Origin of the sequence: Pseudomonas sp. UBA5666, from assembly GCF_002420785.1 — a bacterium.
GTDB lineage: Bacteria > Pseudomonadota > Gammaproteobacteria > Pseudomonadales > Pseudomonadaceae > Aquipseudomonas > Aquipseudomonas fulva.
The window spans coordinates 70,922-88,066 of record NZ_DIIQ01000005.1 but is presented as its reverse complement, the minus strand read 5'-3'; the positions used below and the strand labels follow the sequence as shown (position 1 = coordinate 88,066).

At 61.0% G+C, this 17,145-nt stretch carries 16 protein-coding genes; 7 read left to right on the top strand and 9 right to left on the bottom strand.

Annotated elements, in window-relative coordinates; translation table 11 throughout:
- Positions 1-13: 13 nt before the first annotated feature.
- Positions 14-886: a 5-methyltetrahydropteroyltriglutamate--homocysteine methyltransferase gene (locus B2Y33_RS03940; RefSeq protein ID WP_042139756.1), complete on the bottom strand. Its 873-nt coding sequence runs from the start codon at positions 884-886 to the stop codon at positions 14-16.
- A 228-nt stretch (positions 887-1,114) separates the two neighbouring features.
- Here B2Y33_RS03940 and B2Y33_RS03935 point away from each other — a divergent pair, with 228 nt between their 5' ends.
- Entirely contained in the window at positions 1,115-2,599 is a 1,485-nt protein-coding gene (locus B2Y33_RS03935; RefSeq protein ID WP_206405971.1) for a methylenetetrahydrofolate reductase C-terminal domain-containing protein, read from the top strand.
- Here the strand turns inward: B2Y33_RS03935 and yjiA are convergent.
- From yjiA to B2Y33_RS03920, 3 genes are all read right to left on the bottom strand, one after another.
- Positions 2,559-3,536, bottom strand: a complete 978-nt coding sequence (gene yjiA / locus B2Y33_RS03930) for a GTPase (protein WP_206405972.1) — start codon at positions 3,534-3,536, stop codon at positions 2,559-2,561. The genes B2Y33_RS03935 and yjiA overlap by 41 nt on opposite strands.
- 144 nt (positions 3,537-3,680) lie before the next feature.
- Positions 3,681-3,878, bottom strand: coding sequence for a YbdD/YjiX family protein (locus tag B2Y33_RS03925; RefSeq protein ID WP_023534469.1), 198 nt, complete (start codon positions 3,876-3,878; stop codon positions 3,681-3,683).
- A 13-nt stretch (positions 3,879-3,891) separates the two neighbouring features.
- On the bottom strand, positions 3,892-5,958 hold the full coding sequence (locus B2Y33_RS03920) for a carbon starvation CstA family protein (protein ID WP_288632765.1): 2,067 nt from the start codon (positions 5,956-5,958) through the stop codon (positions 3,892-3,894).
- 212 nt (positions 5,959-6,170) lie between these two features.
- On the opposite strand from B2Y33_RS03920, the gene B2Y33_RS03915 reads away from it, so the two are divergent.
- From B2Y33_RS03915 to B2Y33_RS03905, 3 genes are all read left to right on the top strand, one after another.
- The gene (locus B2Y33_RS03915) at positions 6,171-6,905 is read left to right on the top strand and encodes a lytic polysaccharide monooxygenase auxiliary activity family 9 protein (RefSeq protein WP_206405974.1); all 735 of its coding nucleotides are present in this window, start codon (positions 6,171-6,173) and stop codon (positions 6,903-6,905) included.
- A gap of 61 nt (positions 6,906-6,966) precedes the next feature.
- Complete coding sequence (locus B2Y33_RS03910; protein WP_027914394.1) at positions 6,967-7,332, top strand: PilZ domain-containing protein; 366 nt, start codon at positions 6,967-6,969, stop codon at positions 7,330-7,332.
- Between the two features lie 262 nt (positions 7,333-7,594).
- Complete coding sequence (locus B2Y33_RS03905; protein WP_027914393.1) at positions 7,595-9,112, top strand: nucleobase:cation symporter-2 family protein; 1,518 nt, start codon at positions 7,595-7,597, stop codon at positions 9,110-9,112.
- A gap of 62 nt (positions 9,113-9,174) precedes the next feature.
- Here B2Y33_RS03905 and radA read toward each other — a convergent pair whose 3' ends face one another.
- Positions 9,175-10,545, bottom strand: coding sequence for a DNA repair protein RadA (gene radA, locus B2Y33_RS03900; RefSeq protein WP_023534442.1), 1,371 nt, complete (start codon positions 10,543-10,545; stop codon positions 9,175-9,177).
- 179 nt (positions 10,546-10,724) lie between these two features.
- Between radA and mscL the strand changes: the two genes are divergently transcribed.
- Positions 10,725-11,135 (top strand): large-conductance mechanosensitive channel protein MscL, encoded by a 411-nt coding sequence (gene mscL, locus B2Y33_RS03895; protein ID WP_023534347.1) that lies wholly within the window; start codon positions 10,725-10,727, stop codon positions 11,133-11,135.
- Positions 11,136-11,213: 78 nt separating this feature from the next.
- On the opposite strand, the gene B2Y33_RS03890 is transcribed toward mscL, so the two are convergent.
- Positions 11,214-11,990, bottom strand: a complete 777-nt coding sequence (locus tag B2Y33_RS03890; protein ID WP_197874394.1) for a ferredoxin--NADP reductase — start codon at positions 11,988-11,990, stop codon at positions 11,214-11,216.
- Positions 11,991-12,195: 205 nt separating this feature from the next.
- Here B2Y33_RS03890 and B2Y33_RS03885 point away from each other — a divergent pair, with 205 nt between their 5' ends.
- Both B2Y33_RS03885 and B2Y33_RS03880 read left to right on the top strand, forming a co-directional pair.
- Positions 12,196-12,903: an autoinducer binding domain-containing protein gene (locus B2Y33_RS03885; protein ID WP_027914391.1), complete on the top strand. Its 708-nt coding sequence runs from the start codon at positions 12,196-12,198 to the stop codon at positions 12,901-12,903.
- Positions 12,904-13,000: 97 nt separating this feature from the next.
- On the top strand, positions 13,001-14,125 hold the full coding sequence (locus B2Y33_RS03880; RefSeq protein WP_206405975.1) for a methyltransferase: 1,125 nt from the start codon (positions 13,001-13,003) through the stop codon (positions 14,123-14,125).
- Between the two features lie 75 nt (positions 14,126-14,200).
- Here the strand turns inward: B2Y33_RS03880 and B2Y33_RS03875 are convergent, their stop codons facing one another.
- Genes B2Y33_RS03875 through B2Y33_RS03865 form a run of 3 tightly spaced genes read right to left on the bottom strand, consistent with a single transcriptional unit; the run spans position 14,201 to position 16,812 of the window.
- Entirely contained in the window at positions 14,201-14,353 is a 153-nt protein-coding gene (locus tag B2Y33_RS03875; RefSeq protein ID WP_033695023.1) for a DUF2474 domain-containing protein, read from the bottom strand.
- An 11-nt stretch (positions 14,354-14,364) separates the two neighbouring features.
- Positions 14,365-15,372: a cytochrome d ubiquinol oxidase subunit II gene (gene cydB, locus B2Y33_RS03870; protein ID WP_027914389.1), complete on the bottom strand. Its 1,008-nt coding sequence runs from the start codon at positions 15,370-15,372 to the stop codon at positions 14,365-14,367.
- Positions 15,373-15,375: 3 nt separating this feature from the next.
- A complete protein-coding gene (locus B2Y33_RS03865) occupies positions 15,376-16,812 on the bottom strand; it encodes a cytochrome ubiquinol oxidase subunit I (protein ID WP_027914388.1) in 1,437 nt (478 codons plus the stop codon).
- Between the last annotated feature and the right edge of the window lie 333 nt (positions 16,813-17,145).

Sequence of the window (17,145 nt, the reverse complement as noted above, 5' to 3'; positions counted from 1 at the left end):
CTGCCATGCACGATCAGGCGCTGGCCACCTGCAGGGCATCGAACGTGGGTGGCGTCGCCTTGATCGGGTCATTGAGCGCCTTGGCCAGCCGGGCGACATCCTCACAGGCCTGCACGGCGACGCCCAGCGGGCTGTGCAGCAGTGAACAGGCCGTACCGATCCACAGTCGCTCCCCCAGACGCTCATTGGCTTCACACAGCCAGTGCCACTTGCTGTCCAGGGCATGCTGGGCATCGTTTTCTGCATCGACCAGGCCCAGCGACAGCACCTTGTAGGCAGGCAGACGGTCCAGGGTGGTCGTCAGCTGTTCAGGGTCACTCACCAGGTCGATGTGCAAGCCGTCCACCGGCAAGTTCGCGGCCAGGCCAAGGTTGCCCTGCAAGCCACCGGCCCATGTCGCGATCAGCTTCTTCAACGGGGCACGCTGCAGAATGTTGTAAACCCGCTCGTAGGCGTTTTTCCAGTCCTGCGGCAGCGCCTGGGCAAGGATCGGTTCATCGATCTGCACCCACTGCACGCCTAGTTCGGCCAGACGATTGAGAACGTCGTCATAGTGCGGAAGCAGTTCGTCTACACATTCCAGCACCAGGCTGTGCCCGTCTTGCGCCGCGCTTTGCCACAAATAGGTCAAAGGGCCGACAAGAACAGGTTTGACGGTGTGGCCAAGCGCACTGGCCTGGGCCACTTCCTTCAGCAGCTGATCGGCAAGCTGGGTGAAAGGCTGCGTCACTGGCGTGCGAGGGTCGCGCACGGCCCCACCCTGCCAGTCCACATCGCCCACAGGCAACAGCTCGATCCCGGCGTCTTTCTGCATTTGCCAATGACGTGCGCGCAGCGCGTGGTCGTTGCCAGTGCGTGGAAAGCCCAGGTTGTGCGCCAGTGCCATGTGTGTTCCCCAGTGTGCAGAAATGATGGCGGCATTTTCAGATCGATTGGCGTTTGAAACAAACTCAATAAATTTGAGATCAACCCAAGTTTTTCTCATGTTCACTCACATTGGGCGCGCCCGCGGCTCATTGCCATGTCTTGATCAGATCAGTGCCCTGCGCACCCGGGCATGACCCGCTCGCAGGGCTGGCGCACAATGCCAGCCTGCCCACACCCGGTGTCCGTCATGAGCGTGCTCAAAACCGCCCTGCAAGAGCAGCAATTCGCTTGCGTCATGGAGTTCGTTCCCAAACCGTCAGCAGAGCGTTTTGCGGCGATGGACGCAATAATGGCCCGTGGGCAAGTGTGTGGCTGGCCGATGACACTTGCCATCGGTGACCGAGTGAGCAGCCCGCTGGACATGTCTCCCCTGGACGCCTTGGCCTGTTTCGAGCACCCGGTGCCCGCCCTGCCTCACTTCTCCGGCAAGGACCGGGAGCGCCACCATTTGCTCGCCCAGATGCGGCGCATGGACGCTGCAGGCCAGCACCAGCTGCTGATGCTGACAGGGGATCGCCTGCCAGGCCATACGCCAGGCGAGCGCCCGGTGCGGTACCTGGAATCGGTCGCAGCGTTGCAGATCGCCCGCCAGGCCTATCCACACTGGTGGCTGGGCGCAGCACTCAACCCGTTCAAGTACCGAGAGGAGGAAGGTGCCGCTCAGTACCTGAAGGCTGAAAAGAAATTGGCAGCCGGTGCCGACTTTTTCATCCTGCAGCTAGGTTTCGATGCCGCCAAGCATCAGGAGGCCATGCACTGGATGCGCCGCCAACGCGCGCCTAAACCCCTGCTGGCCTGTCTCATGAGCCTTACCCAAGGCCGCGCGGGCATGCTCGATCATGTCGCAGGCGTGACCGTCACCCCGTCGATGCGGCAAATGCTGGCAGCCGAGACGGCGCAATCCAAGGCTTTTGCCCAGGCGCGCAGCATCGACCGCCTGGCCCTGCAGGTCATTGGGGTGAAGCTGATGGGCTACGCCGGCGTGCACCTGTCGGGCATTCATGAGCCCAGCCAGCTGCTTGCCTTGGAGGCACGCCTTGAGCACTGGCAGGCGCACGTGACCACGCTGGAGCAATGGGCGCCTGCCTGGCAGGCCAGCTGGCAAATGCCTGGCCTACCGGCGGTGACGTTTCATCCACCGCAGGCGGCGTGGCGCGAGGGAGAGTCACGTGTCGTGGCCACGTTTGCGCAGAAAGCCCGCTACCACGCCATGCATGGCATGCATGGCCTGCTGTTCAGCCGTAGCAATCCGGTGAGTCAGCTGTTCGGGTGGGCGGTTCGCCAGCCGATGTGGACGACAGGCCTGGGCGCCCAGGTGCTGCACAGCCTGGAGCGGGCCGTAAAGCGGCCCCTGCTTGGCTGCGACACCTGCGGTCGTTGCCGCCTTGAAGACACCTTGTACACCTGCCCCGAGACCTGCCCCAAGGGCCTGGCGAACGGGCCCTGCGGCGGTACCACGTTGAACCGGTGCGAGTTTGGCGATCGTGAGTGCATCCACAGTGCCAAGTACCGCACGGCCAAGGCGGTGCGGCAAACCGACGTGCTGGCCCAGCGCCTGATCCCTTGCGTGGAGCAGCACACCCGCCATCGAAGCTCCTGGCCGGGTTGGTTCGGCGCCCAGGCTCAGCCCGTCACTCGCCCGTCAGCGCCTCGAAGCCGGCCCGAATCGTAGCTTCGGGAAGGTCGTCGGCAATGAACACCATGACGCTCTCGCGCGGTTCGGCCTCTGCCCATTCAGCGTCCCAGTCGAACCCGTAGAGCTTGAGCACGCCCTGGAACACCAGCTTGCGGTCCTCGCCCGCGATATTGAGCACGCCCTTGTAACGCAACAACTGCGTGCCATGGGTTTCCAACAGGCCATTCATGAAGTCGCTGAGGCGGTCGATATCCAGCGCCTTGTCGGTGCGCAACACCAAGGTGGCGATACGGTCCGGGGTGGCGGGTTTGAGCACTGGACGCAGGGTGGGTTTGAAGTTGACGCCCAGGTCTGGGTTGAGGTTGAAGCCGCGTACATCGAGCAGTGCACCCAGGTCGATGCAGCCTTGTTCGACCACATGCAGGGCTGCCCGCCCATTGATGCGGGCCAGGCGCTCGCGCAGGGCTTGCACGGTGGCCGGCTCCACCAGGTCGGTCTTGCTCAGCAACAGGCGATCGGCAATGCCCACCTGGGCCTGGGCGATGGTCTGGGTCAGATGGACGTCGGCATGGGCGGCGTCGACCAGGGTGATGATGCCGTCCAGGATGTACCGCTCGCGCAGCTCTTCGTCGATGAAGAACGTTTGTGCCACTGGCGCAGGGTCGGCCAACCCTGTGCACTCGATCACCAGCCGATCAAAGGCGATTTCGCCAGCGTCGAGCCGCTCCAGCAGCAGGAACAGAGCACGGGTAAGGTCGCCATGAATGCTGCAGCACACACAGCCGTTGGCCAGGGTCATGACCTGCACCGGCTCGTCGCCGAGCAACTGGCTGTCGATGCCTGCTTCGCTGAACTCGTTTTCGATCACGGCCAGCCGCAGGCCATGCTCGGCCTTGAGCATGTGCTTGAGCAGCGTGGTTTTGCCGGCACCGAGAAAGCCGGTCAGTACGGTTACGGGAATCGGGGTCTGCACGCAGAACATCTCCTGTTCGGAAAAAACACAGGCCCCACCGCGACAGGCCTGCGTTGACCGCCAGTGGCTGCCCCCAAGGGGAGCAGGCTGGTCGATGAACGCAGGCTGCCGACAGTGAGGCCGGTACAGCTCAACGCTTGTGGCTTAACAGCATTTGGGCCCGGACTTGCCACCATAACGCGCTTCCTGGCGCTCTCGGAAGAACGCTTCGTACGTCATGACCGGTTTGTCCGGATGCGTTTTGTTCATGTGTTCGACGTAATTGTCGTAATCAGGCATGCCCACCATAAGGCGTGCAGCCTGCCCCAGGTATTTGCCCAGCCGACCCAGGTCATTGAACATCGCAGCAGTCCTCTCAAGCGTCAGGCAGTGCCTGGAACGGGGTTTCCTTGTCGGTCCGCTCTTTGCGACCCCAGGCGGCGTAACCCACCTTGATCGCGAAGAACAGAATGCTGAACACCACCAGCAGGAACAGGATGGTCAGCCCGGCGTTGGTATAAGCGTTGTAGATCACGTGCTGCATCTGCCCGATGTCCTTGGCCGGTGCCAGTACCTGCCCAGCGTCCAGCGCGGTGCTGTATTTCTTGGCCAAGGCCAGGAAACCCACGGCTGGGTTGGGATCGAACAGCTTGATCAGGCCGGCCGCCGTGGTGCAGATCAGCAACCAGGTGGCTGGCAGCAGGGTGACCCAGATGTAGCGCTGGCGCTTCATCTTGATCAGCACCACGGTGCCCAGCATCAATGCGATACCGGCCAGCATCTGGTTGGAAATGCCGAACAGCGGCCACAGGGTGTTGATACCCCCGAGTGGGTCGATCACGCCTTGATAGAGCAAGTAGCCCCACATGGCCACGCAACCGGCAGTAGCCAGCAGGTTCGCGCCCCACGACTCGGTGCGCTTGAGCGCCGGCACGAAACTGCCCAGCAAATCCTGCAACATGAAGCGCCCGGCACGAGTACCGGCGTCCACGGCGGTGAGGATGAACAAGGCCTCGAACAAAATGGCGAAGTGGTACCAGAACGCCATGGTGTTCTCGCCTGGCAACACTTGGTGAAGAATCTGCGCGATACCCACGGCCAATGTCGGCGCACCGCCGGCGCGGGCCAGAATGGTGTGCTCGCCGATGTCACGGGCAACCGCCTCAAGCTGCTCAGGCGTAATCAAGAAGCCCCAGCTGCTGACCGTCTGCGCCACCGGAACCGTGTCTGCACCTACCACGGCAGCCGGGCTGTTCATGGCGAAATACACGCCCGGCTCGATCACCGAAGCCGCGACCATGGCCATGATCGCCACGAACGATTCCATCAGCATGCCACCGTAGCCGATGTAGCGGGCGTTGTTTTCGTTATCCAGCAGCTTGGGCGTGGTGCCCGACGAGATCAGGGCATGGAACCCCGATACCGCGCCACAAGCGATGGTGATGAACAGGAACGGGAACAGCGTGCCCTTCCAGACCGGGCCGGTGCCATCGGTGAACTGGGTCAACGCTGGCATCTTGAGCTCAGGGGCGATGATCAGGATGCCGATGGCAAGGCCCACGATGGTGCCGATCTTGAGGAAGGTCGACAGGTAGTCACGCGGGGCCAACACCAGCCAGACCGGCAGCACGGCGGCGACGAAGCCGTAGCCCACCAGCATCCAGGTGATCTGTACACCGGTAAAGGTGAAAGCTGGGCCCCAGACCGGATCCGCAGCAATCTGGCCGCCCAGCCAGATGGAAGCAAGCAGCAGCACTACGCCGATGATGGAAATCTCACCAATGCGGCCGGGGCGGATATAGCGCATGTAGACGCCCATGAACATGGCGATCGGGATGGTCGCCATCACCGTGAACATGCCCCAGGGGCTCTCGGCCAAGGCCTTGACCACGATCAGCGCCAGCACCGCGAGGATGATGATCATGATCAGGAAACAGCCGAACAGGGCGATGGTGCCCGGTATGCGGCCCATCTCTTCACGCACCATGTCGCCCAGTGAACGGCCGTTGCGGCGGGTGGACAGGAACAGGACCATGAAGTCCTGGACGGCACCTGCCAGTACCACACCGGCAATCAGCCACAGGGTGCCGGGCAGGTAGCCCATCTGCGCCGCCAGTACTGGCCCGACCAAGGGACCTGCGCCGGCGATGGCCGCGAAGTGGTGGCCGAAGAGGATGTGCTTGTTGGTTGGAACATAGTCCAGACCGTCATTGTTGAGCACCGCAGGGGTGGCGCGGCGTGGATCGAGTTGCATCACCTTGGTGGCGATGAACAGGCTGTAATAGCGGTAGGCGACCAGGTAAATGGCCACTGCCGCGACCACGATCCACAAGGCATTGATCGCTTCGCCACGGCGCAGGGCGACGACACCCAGCGCGCAGGCTCCCAGGACTGCCAGCACCAGCCACGGGAGGTGGCGTAGCAGGCTGTTGTTATTGTTCATAGTTGGCTTCCAGCTGAGAGGTTGGAATGGTCAGCACACTGAGTCTAGGGCCTGCTGGTCGCCTTTACCATCTCCAATTGCATGCCGATCTACAGCGCAACTTCACGTGGTAGAGCGGTACTGCACCACCGACTACCTGGTAGTTCTGCCAGTTGTCGAGCCAGGGCCGATTGGCCGACCTTGGTACTTCCAACTCTAGCGAGGAAGTCGCCATGAACTCACTTCATCTCATCATCGCAGCCAGCCTTGCGGCGGGCAGTGTGCACGTCAATGCCGCACCTGTGGAGCCGATGCATGGCGCAGTGGAGATGCCTGTTTCCAGGCAGTACTACTGTTATCAACAGGGTGACTACAACTGGCCAGTCGACGGTTCCAACATCAAGAGCCCTGGGTGCAAGGCTGCTTACCAACATGTCTATAAAAAGTTTGGCAACAATGCGCAACAGGCTGTTTACCAGTTCAATCAATGGCATGAGGTGTCGAAGAACGTCGTTGATTTCCGCAATAAGGAGGCTGTCAAAAAAGCCATTCCAGATGGTCAGCTGTGCTCGGCAGGCAATAGCCTGACGGACACGGAAACGAAGGCTGCGCAGGTCAATGACAAGAGCGGCCTGGACGTCCCTGCCGATTGGCACGTCCAGGACTGGAAAAAAGATGACGACAACAAAGCCCACATGCGCTACAAAATCATGGCGCCGCACAACCCTAGCTACTGGGAAATCTATGTGTCCAAGCCGGACTACAACCCCACCCAGCAGCCTTTGAAATGGGATGACTTGGAGCTAGTACAGGAAATCGGAGATGTCCAGCCTGTCAATGGTTATTACGAGTTCGATGTCGATCTCAAAGAGCACACTGGCCGACGTGTGGTCTACACTCGTTGGCAACGCGATGACGCTGCAGGTGAGGGTTTCTACAACTGCAGCGACGTGAATATCGTCAAGTAGCGTAAGGACGAGTGCGGGATCATGGCTGGTCTATAGTCTGAACATCAGATGAGGACTCGCCATGACCCCGCCACCTTCCGAACGCCGCCGCTTCCAACGCATCGATTTCGACGCACCTGCCGAACTTCGCCAAGGCGAACAGCGCTGGCCTGCCAGACTCATCGATCTCTCCCTCAAAGGCCTGTTGGTCGAGCGCCCGACCGACTGGACCCCGGACCCTACCCAGAACTACGAGGCCGTTATTCAGCTCGACGCCGATACCTGGGTGAAAATGCAGGTCGAACTGCGCCATGAAGAACCCACGCGGCTGGGCTTCGTGTGCCTGTACATCGACATCGACTCCATGAGCCACCTGCACCGTCTTGTGGAACTGAACATTGCCGACAGCACCGAAATGATGCGTGAGCTGCGCGAATTGATCGAATAACAGGATCTATTAGCTGGCTATCTTCTTGACCGTTAGTGCTTTCCTGTCCATCTAGACAGCTTCCTGCCTAGTGCAGGCATCGTTGTATACACCCTTTTCTCATAAGCGCTTCGGGTTGGTATGCCTCCTGCAACAAGGATGCATACGCCCTGAGGCTTTACCCTGCGGCGCTTGGATCAAAATATTGTATACAATTTGTGTAGTACCTGTAGGCAATAACTGACTACAGTAGCTCCACAACAATAAACAGAGAGCCTGCGCCATGACTACGTCCACAAGCACGTCTCCCGCCCAGCGACCAGAGGACGAAAACCTCGGCCTGGGTGCCAACCTGGCCTATGGCCTGCAGCATGTGTTGACCATGTATGGGGGAATTGTCGCCGTACCCTTGATTCTGGGGCAGGCCGCAGGCCTCAATGGCGCAGAAATCGGCATGCTTATCGCCGCTTCGCTGTTTGCAGGTGGCTTGGCGACCTTGCTTCAGACCCTGGGTCTGCCATTTTTCGGCTGCCAGCTCCCTTTGGTACAGGGGGTGTCGTTTGCCGGTGTCGCCACCATGGGCGCCATTCTCAGCAGTGAAAGTGGGGGCGGGCTGCCGGGAGTGCTCGGCGCGGTAATGGCCGCCTCGCTGATAGGGCTGCTGATCACCCCGGTATTCTCGCGCATCACCAAGTTCTTCCCACCGCTGGTAACCGGCATCGTGATCACCACCATCGGCCTGACGCTGATGCCGGTGGCCGCGCGTTGGGTAATGGGTGGCAACAGCGCCTCACCTGATTTCGGCAGCATGGCCAACATCGGCTTGGCGGCGCTTACCTTTGCCATCGTGCTGCTGCTGAGCAAACTGGGTAGCGCGACGATATCCCGGTTGTCCATCCTGCTGGCGATGGTGGTCGGTACGCTGATCGCCTGGGCACTGGGCATGACCGACTTCAGCAAGGTTACCGAAGGCCCTGTTTTCGCCTTCCCCACGCCCTTTCACTTCGGCATGCCGGAGTTCCACATCGCGGCCATCCTGTCGATGTGCATCGTCATCATGGTGACGCTGGTCGAAACCTCGGCCGACATCCTGGCCGTGGGTGAGATCATCGGTACCAAGGTCGACTCCAAGCGCCTGGGCAATGGCCTGCGCGCCGACATGGCCTCAAGCATACTGGCACCGGTGTTCGGCTCGTTCACGCAAAGTGCGTTCGCCCAAAACGTCGGCCTGGTGGCGGTTACTGGCGTGCGCAGCCGCTACGTGGTGGCCACCGGCGGTCTGATCCTGGTCGTACTGGGCTTGCTGCCAATCATGGGGCGCATCATCGCCGCAGTGCCTACCCCCGTGCTGGGCGGCGCGGGCATCGTGTTGTTCGGCACGGTGGCAGCCAGCGGCATCCGCACCTTGTCCAAGGTCAGCTACCAGAACAATGTCAACCTGATCATCGTTGCCGCTTCCCTGGGCTTTGGCATGATTCCGATCGCCGCACCGGCCTTCTATCACCAGTTCCCCACCTGGTTCGAAACCATCTTCCACTCAGGCATCAGTTCGGCGGCGATCATGGCCATCCTGCTGAACCTGATCTTCAACCATTTCACGGCAGGCAATTCGGACCAGCAGTCGGTGTTCGCTGCCGGCTACGAACGCACCATTCGCTATTCGGATATCTCCGCACTGCGCGACGGTGACTATTTCAAGGATGGCAGGCTGTTCGATGCCGAAGGCCACGAGGTGCCGATGAGGGGCCAGGACGAGCATGGCAGTGAGCCGGTCAAGCGCGCAGCAGTCGCCGAGCACTGACCTATCACGTGGGTGTTGTACCGGGCCGATGCGCATCGTCGGCCCTTTTTTTCGCCTGTGAACTATTCGAACAAGGCATCCAGCGCCTGCTCAAGGCGCGTCACAGCGATGACCTGCAACCCTGCAGGCGCCTCCTTGGGTGCATTGCCCTTGGGCACGATGGCACGCTTGAAGCCGTGCTTGGCAGCCTCCTTGAGCCGCTCCTGGCCACTGGGTACAGGCCGCACCTCACCCGACAGGCCGATTTCCCCGAACACCAGCAGGCCATGGGCCAGCGGCCGATTGCGCAGGCTGGACATGACCGCAGCGAGTAACGCCAGGTCCGAAGCCGTTTCCAACACTTTCACACCGCCCACCACGTTCAGGAACACATCCTGATCGTGGGTCGGGATGCCCCCATGCCGGTGCAGAACGGCCAGCAGCATGGCCAGACGGTTCTGATCCAGGCCCAGGGTGACGCGGCGCGGGTTGGCCAGGTGGCTGTCATCGACCAGGGCCTGGACCTCGACCAGCATCGGCCGGGTACCTTCCCAAGTGGCCATCACGACGCTGCCAGGGACTTCTTCCTGGGTGCGATTGAGAAAGATCGCCGAGGGGTTGGAGACCTCTTTCAAACCCCGGTCGGTCATGCCGAACACGCCCAGCTCGTTTACCGCGCCGAAGCGGTTCTTCACCGCTCGCAGCAGCCGCAGGCGACCGTCGGATTCGCCCTCGAAATACAACACGGTATCGACCATGTGCTCCAGCACCCGCGGGCCTGCCAGCGAGCCCTCCTTGGTCACGTGGCCCACCAGGAAGATCGCTGTGCCACTTTGCTTGGCATAACGCACCAGCAGCGCCGTACTTTCACGCACCTGCGCCACCCCGCCCGGGGCGGATTGCAACTGTTCGGTGAAAATGGTCTGGATGGAGTCGATCACCATTACCCGTGGCTTTTCCTGACGGGCGGTGGCGATGATGGTTTCGATGCAGGTTTCGGTCATGACCTTGAGCTGGTCCTGGGGAAGGCCCAGACGCCGGGAGCGCATGGCCACCTGCTGCTGGGATTCCTCGCCAGTGACGTACAACGCCGGCATGCCGACGGCGATATTGCACAGGGTCTGCAGCAGAATCGTCGATTTGCCGATCCCTGGATCGCCACCGATCAAGACCACGGAGCCATCGACCAGGCCACCGCCCAGCACACGGTCGAGCTCGGTGCTGCTGGTGGTGAAGCGCGGTATCTCCTCGACGCTGACCTCAGCCAGGGTCTTGATCTGCGCCTGCTGCCCTGTCCAGCCGGCGCGGCCCGTGCTGGGGGCTGCGGCGCCGCCGCTCTCGATCATGGTTTCGACCAGCGTGTTCCAGGCGCCACACTCGCCACACTGGCCAGCCCATTTCGGAAAAGTCGCGCCGCACTCGGTGCAGCCATACAAGCGCTTGGCCTTGGCCATGGGTGAGTGCCTCCGGGCAAAACCTGCATGATACCCGAGCCTGACCGTGTCCCGAATGCCTTGGGATGCGACAAAACTATTCGGTGCGACAGAAGTCACTACCCCTGAATGCAGCGCATGAAGCGTTTAAGTGGCTTACACTGCGTTTACCTCACCATTTGTTACAAAGGAATCGAAACATGGGCATGATCAGTGAGTTCAAGGCCTTCGCGGTCAAAGGCAATGTCGTCGACATGGCGGTAGGTATCATCATCGGCGCGGCCTTCGGCAAGATCGTCTCGTCCTTCGTCGGCGACGTGGTCATGCCACCACTGGGCCTGCTGATCGGCGGCGTTGACTTCAGCGACCTGGCCATCACCTTGAAGGCGGCGCAAGGCGACGTCCCGGCCGTGGTGCTGGCCTATGGCAAGTTCATCCAGACCGTGATCGATTTCGTGATCATCGCCTTTGCGATCTTCATGGGCGTCAAAGCCATCAATCGGCTCAAGCGCGAAGAGGCCGTGGCGCCAAGCGTGCCGCCTGCGCCGTCGCCCGAGCAGACCCTGCTCACCGAGATCCGCGACCTGCTCAAGGCTCAGAACCGGCCCTGAATCTCACCGTTACAGGCTGCAGGAAGCGGCGAAGCTCCATGCACCGCTTCACCCCTGTAGCCTGTAGCGGCACGTCGGCTACCAGTACGTCTCGACGGCCACCTGGCCCGGCCGTTTGCTAAGGCTCAACTGCAGATGGCGGGCCTTGAGCACCTTGCGCGTTTCATCGACCATCTCAGGGTTGCCGCACAGCATGATTCGCGAGTGCTCGGGTGACAGCTCAAGCCCCGCGGCTTTTTCCAGCTCGCCGTTTTCGATCAATGTGGTGATGCGCTGATTCAGGGCGCCTGGATGTCGCTCACGCGTCACGACCGGGATGAACTGCAACTTGCCGGCATGCTCGGCCAGGTACTCACGCTGTTCCAAGCCAGCGATTTCATTCAGATAGGCCAACTCCCTGGCCTCTCGCACCGAATACACCAGTTTGATGTTGTCGAAGCGTTCCCAGGCTTCGAAGTCCTGCAGAATCGACATGAAAGGCGCAATGCCTGTACCCGTGGCCAGCAACCACAGGTCGCGTCCGTCGACAAAGCGGTCAAGGGTGAGAAAGCCGAAGGCCTGACGCTCCACCAATAGCGTATCGCCCTCACCCAGTCGGCTAAGCTCACTGGTGAACTCACCGCCCGGCACTACGATTGAAAAGAAATCCAGGTATTCATCGTGGGGTGCGCTGACCATGGAATAGGCGCGCCAAACTACACTGCCATCCGCCTTGGCCACGCCCAGGCGTGCAAATTGACCGGAGCGAAAGCGAAAACCCGCATCCCGGGTAACCCGCAGGCTGAAGAGGTTCGGCGTGAGCGGCTGAACATCGAGCAAGGTCTGGCGGGTGAATTTTTCGTCGCTGGCGGTCATGTCGGGCTCCATGTCTTGGGTCCCTACAGTGTCGCGCAAAGCGCCCGGGATAAAAACCACTGGGTTTTTGCGGCTTCGAAAGCTGTACAAAGGTAATCAGAAATACAGCACAGTTATAGCGAAAAAGATGAACACAGTTATCTGGATCTATCTACACTGGTCACGTACCCATATGGACTGGGCCGCGTCGCCCTTGGAGATTGCCATGTTTCACTGGAACCCCGAGCACCTGCACGCCCTGGTGAGCGAGCGTAGTCCTCGGAAGCTGTTCGACATCGCGGTGCATCTCGCTCAGGACATGGATTTCGAATTTTTGGGCCTCAAGCTTCGCATCCAGATCGCCACCCAGACACCTCGCCATTACTTGTACAGCAATTATCCCAAGGCCTGGATCGAACGCTACCAGCACGAAGAGTTCTACAAGCAGGACGCCGCGGCTGCGCTCAGCCACAACTCGACCAATCCTGTGGTATGGAGCGACGAGGTCTACCGCGAGGCACCGCATTTTCGCGAAGCGGCCTGCGAGCATGGCCTGCGTCATGGCTGGACCCAGTCCTTGCATGATCTGCAGCACAACGAAAGCCAAATGAGTGTGTCCCGGCCGCTACGCAAGGTCGAGACCGCCGAGCTGTTCGAAAAAGCCGGTGCCATCCAGTGGTTGTGCCATACCGTACATGCGGTGCTGAGCGCCCATCACCTCGATGCACTGTGCCCATCCCAACCCAAGATGAGCGAACGGGAACTGGAAGTGCTGAAGTGGTCTGCGGCCGGCAAGACGGCTGCCGATGTCGCCTGCATCCTGTCCCTGTCGCAGAGTACGGTGAACTTTCATATTCGCAGCGTGATCACCAAGACCAATGCCGCCAACAAGGCAGGCGCCGTCGCCATTGCCGCGTTGCGCGGCTGGATCTGACGCCAGGGCCTGCGAGCCCAGCCAAAGCCCTGTAGAATCGCTCGACCAGGCCTGCAGCGAACGGTTGCGGGCAGCTTTGTACCCGAGCCAGATTGCCATGCCCCTGTTGACCACGCCCTTCGCCGAACTCGATCTGATCCGCCAGCCAGACCAGGCCAACGACCCCTTGCAGGCCTTTGACGCCGCCGATGAGTACCTGCTTGAACAATTGCATGCCCAGGCATTGCCAGGCGGCAGCCGTGTGCTGGTGCTCAACGACAGTTTCGGGGCGCTGGCGGTGAGCCTTGCCGGACACATGCAGGTGACCAGCAGCGGCGACTCCTACCTTGCTCAACTCGCGCTAGGCAAGAACCTGGCACGTAACGGCCTGCCTGCGGACAGCGTTTCGTTCGTGCCTGCCTGCCACACCTGGCAAGGCCCCTTCGATCGGGTAGTGATCAGAGTGCCCAAGACGCTTGCCTTGCTCGAAGAGCAACTCATTCGGCTGCAAGGGCACCTGGCCCCAGAAGCGCTGGTGATCGCCGGGGCCATGATCAAGCACCTTCCCCATGCCGCCGGCGACCTGCTGGAGAAGTATGTCGGGCCTATGCAAGCCTCGCTGGCACGTAAAAAAGCCCGGCTGCTGACCGCCACGGTGGAGGCGCGTCCCGCCTTCACCTCGCCCTACCCCAGCCGCTATCGCCTGGAATCGCCACCGCTGGAACTGCTCAACCATGCCAATGTCTTCTGCCGTGAAGGCCTGGACATTGGTACGCGGGCGTTTCTTCCGCATTTGCCTGACAACCTGGGCAATGCCCGGGTCGCAGACCTGGGTTGCGGCAACGGCGTGCTGGCCATTGCCAGCGCCCTGAAAAATCCAGACGCCCAGTACACCCTGGTGGACGAGTCTTACATGGCCGTACAGTCGGCACGGGAAAACTGGCAGCTTGCGCTGGGCGATCGGCCAGCCGATTTTCTGGCCGCAGACGGCTTGGCCGGCATCGAAAAACAGTCACTGGACGTAGTGCTGTGCAACCCGCCCTTCCACCAGCAGCAAGTGGTGGGTGATGTGCTGGCCTGGCGCATGTTCCAGCAGGCCCGCGAGGCGCTGGTGGTCGGTGGCGCCTTGTATATCGTGGGCAACCGCCACCTGGGCTATCACAGCAAGCTTGCCCGCCTGTTCCGAGGCGTGGAGCAGGTGGCGGCAACGCCCAAGTTCGTGGTGCTCAAGGCACGCAAGTAACTGTCCACAGGTAGCGCACCGCACGGCGTCAGGGTCAGCAGACGCGTATAGCGCGCTACCTGTCGATGCCAGGGCTCAGTGGGTAGTCAACCCGGCTGCGCTCATGAACAGGCGCATCAACCAGGCCGCCACACCCAGCGCGGCCACACTCAACGCCCAGATCAACACCAACCAGCCCAGGCGCTGCCACAGCGGTTTCTTGCCTGCCACGTCCTGCTCATGGGTCATGGTGCAGCCTCCTAGTGATAGCCCTGGTCATGGGTGACCTTGCCGCGGAACACGTAGTAGCTCCAGAAGGTGTAACCCAGGATCAGCGGAAGAATGAACAGCGTTCCCACCAACATGAAGCCCTGGCTTTGCGGCGGCGCGGCAGCCTCCCAGATCGAGATCGATGGCGGGATGATATTGGGCCACAGGCTGATGCCCAAGCCGCTGTAACCCAGGAAGATCAGCCCCAGCGTCAGCAAAAACGGCATGTAGTTCGCGCTACGGGCTACTGCCTTGAACAGGTTGTAGAAGGTCAACAGCACCAGGATCGGCACCGGCATGAACCACACCAGGTTGGGCATGCTGAACCAGCGATCGGCAATCTGCGGATAGGCGATTGGCGTCCACAGGCTGACCACACCCATTACAGCCAGCAGCACAAGCGCCAGCGGCCGTCCAAGCTTGTGCATCTGTTCCTGAAGCGGCCCCTCGGTCTTCATTATCAGCCAGGTACACCCTAGCAGCGCGTAGGCCACGATCAGCCCCAAGCCGCAGAACAGGCTGAAGGGTGTCAGCCAGTCCAGCGAGCCACCGGCGTAATGCCGATCCACGACCTTGAAGCCTTCGATGAAGGCGCCCAGCGCCACGCCCTGGAAGAACGTTGCCACCAGAGAGCCCCAGATGAACGCCTTGTCCCACAGATGGCGACCAGCGTCGGTGGCCTTGAAGCGGAACTCGAAGGCCACGCCCCGGAAGATCAGACCGATCAGCATCAGAATCAGTGGCAGATAGAGCGCCTCGAGCACGACGGCATACGCCATCGGGAACGCGCCGAACAGCCCCGCGCCACCCAGCACGAGCCAGGTCTCGTTGCCGTCCCAGACCGGTGCGACCGTGTTCATCATCACGTCGCGGTCACGCTCGTGTTTGACGAAGGGGAAGAGCATGCCAATGCCCAGGTCGAAGCCGTCCATCACCACGTACATCATGACGCCGAAGATGATGATGCCGGCCCAGATCAGTGGAAGATCGATACCCATGGCTCAGTTCCCCTTGCTCAGGTCTGCAGTGGTGGCATCGCTGCCTTCGTCGGCGGCGGACAATGGCCGCGCCGGCGTGCGTTTGCGGCCAGGACCGCCCGGACGCTGCTGATCGCCTTCGCCGGTATGCGGGCCCTTGCGCACCAGGCGCATCATGTAGGCGAACCCTGTGCCGAACAGGGCGAAGTACACCACCACGAACGCCACCAGGGTGAACCCCAGTTGGGCATAGCTGTGGTTGGAGACGCCGTCGGCCGTGCGCATCAGCCCGTAGACCACCCAGGGCTGGCGGCCGATTTCGGTGGTGAACCAGCCGGCGAGGATTGCCAGCAATCCTGAAGGCCCCATCCAGGTCACGAAATGCAGGAACGGCCGCGAGGTGTACAGCTTGCCGCCTTTGCGCAATACAAGGCTCCACACGCCAGCGGCGATCATCAACATGCCCAGCGCCACCATGATGCGGAAGGACCAGAAGATGATGGTGGAGTTGGGCCGGTCTTCAGGCGGGAACTCCTTCAATGCCGGCACCTGCTTGTCCAGGCTGTGGGTGAGAATGAGGCTCCCGAGCACCGGGATCTCGATCTTGAACCGTGTCGTTTCAGCTTGCATGTCCGGGATGCCAAAGAGGATCAACGGGGTAGGCTCGCCAGGAGGGTTCTCCCAATGCCCTTCGATGGCAGCGATTTTCGCCGGTTGATGCTTGAGGGTATTGAGCCCGTGGAAGTCGCCGATCACTGCCTGGATGGGCGCGACGATCAGCGCCATCCACATGGCCATGGAAAGCATCTTGCGCACCGAGGGGTTGTCGCGTCCACGCAGCAGGTGCCAGGCAGCCGATGCCCCCACGAAGAAGGCGGTGGCGACGAATGCCGCCGTGGCCATGTGCATCAGGCGGAACGGGAACGAAGGGTTGAAGATGACCGCGAACCAGTCGACCGGAATCACGCGACCATCGATGATTTCGTGACCTTGCGGGGTATGCATCCAGCTGTTCGAGGCCAGAATCCAGAAAGTGGAAATCAGCGTTCCGAGCGCCACCATGCAGGTGGCGAAGAAATGCAGGCCACGGCCTACGCGGTTCCAGCCAAAGAGCATCACCCCCAGGAAACCTGCCTCGAGGAAGAAGGCGGTCAGCACCTCGTAGGTCAACAGGGGCCCGGTGACCGAACCTGCGAACTCGGAAAAACGGCTCCAGTTGGTGCCGAACTGATAGGCCATGACCAGGCCCGAGACCACGCCCATGCCGAAGTTGACTGCGAAGATTTTCGACCAGAAGTGGTACAGGTCCCGATAGACCTGCCTGTCTGTCTTGAGCCACAACCCTTCGAGCACCGCCAGGTAACTGGCCAGGCCGATAGTGATGGCAGGGAACAGGATATGGAAGGATACGGTAAACGCGAACTGGATCCGGGCAAGATCCAGTGCCTCCAGACCGAACATAGGTGCTACCTCATCAGATAATCCGGCGGTCGGGCACTCGGCCCTGTCGCCCACTGCCCCCACATAGTCGAGTACGGCGTGTTGGAATTGTTCTGTTCGATGTGCAGGGATTGCGGCCAAAGGCCGAAATCGTTGGGGATTGTTGCAAACGCAACGATTGATCCAGGTCAACGATATGAATCAAGCATAGCCCCGAATAGCCCGGTGCGAGGTGTGGTTGTTTGCCGCGTGACCGGTTGCCCCACCCCCTGTTCAGCGGCACCGAAACGGTGTCGGACACGGTAAACAGCAACTATTTGTTACATGCAGATGATAGGCTGCGGAGCTTCCCCT